Source organism: Halorubrum sp. SD683, from assembly GCF_002135045.1.
Lineage (GTDB): Archaea > Halobacteriota > Halobacteria > Halobacteriales > Haloferacaceae > Halorubrum > Halorubrum ezzemoulense.
Window position 1 is genome coordinate 1 of sequence record NZ_NEWJ01000112.1, and the last position, 5,522, is coordinate 5,522.

Here is a 5,522-nt window from a genome sequence, read left to right on the forward strand (position 1 = left end):
CTCCTTGAGATACTCGAACGCCTCCGGGTCCTCGGGGTGACCGTACTCCGTCGTCCACGACTCGCCGAGCAGGAACCGGTGGAACCGGAGCATGTCCAGCAGCGGGACCGCGCACTGCGCGGCCGCCCACAGATCCGGGCGCTGGGTGACCACCGCGCCGACCGAGAGCCCTCCGTTCGACCCGCCGGCGACCGCGAGGTGGTCCGCGTCGGTGAGCCCCGACTCGCAGAGCGCCTCGCCCGCCGCGACGAAGTCGTCGAAGGTGTGCTGTTTGTCTTCCAGCATGCCGGCCTCGTGCCAGGGCTCGCCGTACTCGTAGCCGCCGCGGGCGCACACCGCCGCGAACGCGCCGCCGTCGGCGAGGAACGGGAGCCGGAACCGGCCGAACGAGGGCGTGATGCTGTTGCGGAATCCGCCGTAGCCGTACAGCACGGTCGGACGGGGACCCTCAACGTTCACTTCCTCGCGGTAGCAGACGAACACCGGCACCTCGGCGCCGTCCGTCGAGTCGACGAACCGCTGTTCGACGACGAGGTCGTCGGGAACGGGGAGGTCCACCGAGTCGACCTCCGCCGACGCGAGTTCGGGCGCGTCGCCGCCCTCGCCGACCCCGTCGCCTTCGCCCGGCGATTCGTCGGCGAGGTCGAGTTTCCGAACCGCCGGCGGGCGGTCGAAGCCGGTCAGGCCGAAGAACGCCTCGGGCGCGTCGCGGTTCCCGGAGACCCACGTGACAGAGCAGTACGACGGCAGCGAGACGTCTCGGAGGTGCGTCCCGTCGCGGTCGTGGACAGAGAGCCGCGAGTGGGCGTCCCGCTGGCGGTGGACGAGGAGGCGCTCCGGGGTCGGCACGACCGACTGGAGGATCCCCTCGCCGTCGGGGAGGACCTCGCGGCACTCCTCGAACGAGAGGTCCCCCTCGCGGAAGCGGTCGACGGAGCAGGCGAGCAGCCGTCGCCGGGGTGCGCCGTGGTCCGTCGAGACGAACGCCGTTCCGTCGTGGAACCGGACGGAGGTCTCGGCGTCGGTGTCGGTCAGGACCGGCCGGAGGTCGCCGTCAACTCGGACGTACCACTCGGTGCCGCCCACCATCTCGGAGAAAGCGACCGCGAGCAGTCCCGAGTCCGGGTCAACGGTCACGCGCGGCCAGACGTGCTGGTCGTCGTGTTCGAGGAGGACCGACTCCGCGTCGGGGCCGTCCGCGAACCGGAACCGGCGGATCTCCTTGTCCATCTGCGCGCCGTCGGCCGCGCCGCCGGTGGCGACGTAGACGAGCCCCTCGTCGTCGGCCGTCCACGCGAGGCTCCCGGCGTTGACGCGGCCGCGCTCGGGGAGGGACGCGATCTCTTCGACGCCCGGGCCGTATCCCTCGGCCTCCGGAGACTCAACTCCGGAGTCGCTCGGATCAGGGACCGACAGGACGCGCACGTCGTAGTTCTCGTCGCCCCCGTCGGTGACGCCGACCGCGACGCGCTCGCCGTCGTGGGAAGGGACGTACCACGCCATCGACCGGGGCGGGCGGTCGCCGTCGCGGTTCGCCGCCCACGCGTTCGGGTCGACGAGGACGCGGTCGGTGCCGTCCGGCGCGTCGCGGACGACGAGCCGAGCGTGGTCCGCGCCGGGCTCGCGGACCGTTGCGAAGTACCGGCCCTCGCGAACGCTGATCGGACCGTAGTCGGCCACCTCGACGAGGTCCGCGAAGCGCGGGCGGAGGCGGTCGCGGAGGGCGTCGTCGAGCGCGGCGTCGACGTGGTCGTTCTGGGCGTCGGCCCACTCGCTGACCGCCGCGTCGTCGCCTTCGAGCCACCGGTACGGGTCGTCGACGTCGATCCCGTGGAGCGTCTCCGTGACGACCTCGCGTCTGGTCTCCGGCGGGGACGGCGCCGGAGCGGACTGTCGTGACATACGTTCGCCTGTGGCCGGTGACGCAAAACGGCTGGGGTCGCGGCGGCCGCGCCCGCCAGTTGGCTCACTTCGGGCTCAGCGAGGCGACCGGGCTCAGCGAGGCGACTCCGCCCAACGAAGCGACCCCGCCCACGATCGCGGAGTCACGGCCACAGTCCGGCGACGAACAGGAGGTTTCGGGCGGCGACCGCCAGCGAGAGCGCGCCGACGCCGCCGCACATCAGCGTCGCGACGAACCGCCGCGTCCCGCCGGCGACCGCGACCGGAACGCCGATGACCGCCATCCCGACGGCCTTCGTGAGGAGCATCCCGCCGAGGAGGCCGAACCGGGAGATGAACAGGCGGCCGACCGGCGACCCCTCGACGTACTCGCTCCCGGTGAGCGCGACGTACGTCGTTCCGACGTCGGCGGCCGCCCCGACGATCAGGAGGCCGACGGCGATGGCGAGGCGAGAGGGCACTGACTGGCCAGACGCGGTACGACCTCATAAACGTCCGGACCGCCTTCCCCTCGTCCCGCCTCGGAGTCCTGCGGTCTGACGGCGTCGCTCCGGGCGGCGGCGGGACGCGCACTTCGAGTAGCGCGGGACGGTCGCGCCAGCGGTGGCTGGTCGCGGGGCGCGCACACCACGGCGCCATTTAAACCGGCGGAGCGCGTATCACGGGTAATGAGTTCGTCCGACGACGAGTACGAGATCGCGGTGGTCGGCGGCGGGCCGGCGGGGCTGACGACCGCGCTGTACGGTGCCCGCCTGGGGCACGAGACGGTGCTGATCGACCGCGGCGGCGGCCGCGCCGCGATGATGGCCGACACCCACAACGTGATCGGCGTCACGGAGGAAGTGTCCGGGAACGAGCTGCTCGCCACCGGGCGCGAGCAGGTACAGTCGTACGGCGGCACCTTCGAGCGCGGCTTCGTCACCGACGTCGAGCGCACCGACGGCGACCGGTTCCGCCTGTCCACGAACGACAGCGAGATCCTCGCGGACCGCGTCGTCCTCGCGACGGGCTTCTCCGACGAGCGCCCGGAGCCGCCGCTCCCGCGGAACGCGAAGGGGCTCCACTGGTGTCTCCACTGTGACGCCTACATGTTCGTCGACGAGCCGGTGTACGTGATGGGTCACGGCGAGGCCGCCGCGCACGTCGCGATGATCATGCTGAACATGACCGACGACGTGGACCTCCTGACGCGCGGCGCGGAGCCGACGTGGAGCGATGAGACCGCGGCGCAGCTGGAGGCGCACCCGGTCGAGGTCGTTCACGACGACATCTCGAGCGTCGAGAACGATCCCGACTCCGGCTGGCTCGAAGCGATGGAGTTCGAGGACGGCACCCGCCGCGAGTACCGGGGCGGGTTCCCGATGTACGGCTCCGACTACAACACCGCGCTCGCCGAGGCGCTCGGCTGCGACCTGACCGACGGCGGCGAGATCGACGTCGACGACCACGGCCGCACCAGCGAGGACGGCGTCTTCGCGGTGGGCGACATCACGCCCGGCCACAATCAAGTGCCCGTCGCGATGGGGCAGGGGGCGAAGGCCGGTATCGCGGTCCACAAGGAGCTCCGCGAGTTCCCGCGGTCGACGGAGGATATCGCGCAGGACGGTCCGGTCGACGAGGACGAGGTGCCCGCCATCCCGCCGCACCTCATGGCGACCGCCGTCGCCCACGAGGGGCACGCGGGCGGGCCGCGAGACGAGGCGACCGCCGAGGCCGGCGCGGAGCAGCCCGCGGCAGACGACGACTGAGGCGCCGCGAGGTCGCGACTCCGTCCGCTCGACGCGACCCGTCTCGGACGACGGCGAGGACGAGCCCGCGTCGACACGGCGACCTCTCTGATTCCCGGCCCCGGCCCCGAGGCAGGGGCCGTCGACGGTGACGCGGCGCTAACCCGTCTCTCGCCGACGGCACCTCGACCGCGGACCGCGTCAGTCCCGTCGATCGAGGACGGCTCGCACGAACGCGCCCTTCTCGGCGGTGTACCGCTGTCGGTTCTCGGGATACCGTGCCGCGAGCCGTCGTTTCAACGAGGCGTACCGCTCGGCGAGTTCCGGATCGCTCCGAAGCGCGTCCCTGAACGCGATCTTCTCGTGGTGGAACGCGCTTCCGACTTCGGCGATCGACAGATAGCACGTACGATTCTCTGGCGGTCCCTTCGCGAGGAACACCCGCCCGTCCACCTCATCGGGGCGCCGTTCGTAGCCGTGCGTTTCGAGCGCTGGGACGAGGTCGCTCGCGGTCGTCGATTCGTCGACTACGGCGAGCACGTCGAGTATCGGCTTGGCCGCCATCCCCTCGACCGCGGTACTGCCGATGTGTTCGAACTGACGGACGCGATCACCAACTGCGCTCCGTAACCGAGCCACCTCCGCGTCGTACGCGTCGCTCCACGACTCCTGATACGGCACGACTTCGACGGTCCCCCGTGCGAGTCCGACCACACTCGGGCCTCGTCCTCGCAGTATAAATCCTTTACAGCGTTCTCTTACCTCGTTCGGGGGCTCGCTGAGCGGAACGAATCGACCGTTAAGCGACGAAGTGACTCAGAAAATGTGCCAGCCGGGACTCCCGCGAGCGAGCGGGGGTACGGCCGGCGCACGACCGAAGGGAGTGCGCCGGCCGGGATTTGAACCGAAATCGGACGTGCTCGCTCACTCCGTTCGCTGCGCGCGACTGATAGGGTTCAAACTCGGCGGCGATTTCTCTCACTTCGTTCGAGAAATGCGCCGGCCGGGATTTGAACCCGGGCCATGAGCTTGGAAGGCTCGCCGTACTCAAACACCCGAAATCGCGACATTAGCGGAAACGATTTCCGGATTCTTCCAACAGCAAATTCTGTACTCACAACTACGCTAACTTACTGTAATAAAGTACCGAAATGACCCACGAGAAGATTTGTAGAGAATCCAGTCGTAAACACGATTCGGCCCTCGAAATGTGCTGTGTATTGAATTGCTCTGAAAAGATATTTGCGGGCAGTTTTATTTATCCTGTCACCTTAACAGAACTATGGCGAGCCAATCAGGAACACACCCGGCTCACACACTTTGGCAGAACAAGATCGGCGAATTGTGGACCCGACTTGTTCTATCACTCGTCCCGATTGATGATCTGAAAACTGCGCGAGAGCAGGTAGTCGAGATCTATGCTATGGCGTATTTGGATATTGGCGAATTTCAGGAGGCTTTCAGCGATCATAGCGATCCTGAACTCCGAGATTGGGCTGTCGAGCCGTATGGTCGAATCCCCGACTATGACCCACACGAAACAGTAACTTCTCTGCTTGCTCTTCCAGAGAAAATCCTTGGATGGTTCAGCAAGATACTGACCGTCACCGCGGTAGTTGCTGGGTTGGCTTCTGCTCGATGGCTGTATTCTCTTGCTATGGATGGATTACACCTGATCGAAGTTGTTGAAGCGAGTATTCCCCTCACAGCTATCGCGGCAGGTATCGTCTACTTGTGGTTCCTATATGCTGATACTCTTGTTCATCCGCTCTTCGGTAGACTGGCGGAACTAGCGGAATACATTGACAGCGATACAGTCCACGAGACTGTGGATCGGTGCCCCAGTAAGGTTCAGTGACCGGAGGAAGCCGTAGGTCCGAGCGGCCTGCTCCA

General features: G+C 67.5%; 4 protein-coding genes and 1 pseudogene. 1 reads left to right on the forward strand and 4 read right to left on the reverse strand.

Annotated elements, in window-relative coordinates:
• On the reverse strand, positions 1-1,902 hold a 1,902-nt coding region (locus B9G49_RS15470), incomplete at its 3' end, for a prolyl oligopeptidase family serine peptidase (RefSeq protein WP_086216965.1).
• A 143-nt stretch (positions 1,903-2,045) separates the two neighbouring features.
• Positions 2,046-2,363 carry a hypothetical protein gene (locus tag B9G49_RS15475; RefSeq protein WP_049933489.1) on the reverse strand — a complete coding sequence of 106 codons (318 nt, stop codon included), beginning with the start codon at positions 2,361-2,363 and terminating at the stop codon, positions 2,046-2,048.
• A gap of 207 nt (positions 2,364-2,570) precedes the next feature.
• Here B9G49_RS15475 and B9G49_RS15480 point away from each other — a divergent pair, with 207 nt between their 5' ends.
• The gene (locus B9G49_RS15480) at positions 2,571-3,650 is read left to right on the forward strand and encodes an NAD(P)/FAD-dependent oxidoreductase (RefSeq protein ID WP_086216966.1); all 1,080 of its coding nucleotides are present in this window, start codon (positions 2,571-2,573) and stop codon (positions 3,648-3,650) included.
• Positions 3,651-3,830: 180 nt separating this feature from the next.
• Here B9G49_RS15480 and B9G49_RS15485 read toward each other — a convergent pair whose 3' ends face one another.
• Together B9G49_RS15485 and B9G49_RS16390 are read right to left on the reverse strand one after the other, a co-directional pair.
• A complete protein-coding gene (locus B9G49_RS15485) occupies positions 3,831-4,343 on the reverse strand; it encodes a GrpB family protein (RefSeq protein ID WP_086216967.1) in 513 nt (170 codons plus the stop codon).
• Between the two features lie 1,075 nt (positions 4,344-5,418).
• Positions 5,419-5,522 (reverse strand): annotated as a pseudogene (locus tag B9G49_RS16390) (IS1595 family transposase); the annotation flags it as partial.

Coding starts and splice junctions, on each gene's coding strand:
- B9G49_RS15480 (WP_086216966.1), top strand. CDS start 2,571: ATGAGTTCGTCCGACGACGAGTACGAGATCGCGGTGGTCGGCGGCGGG.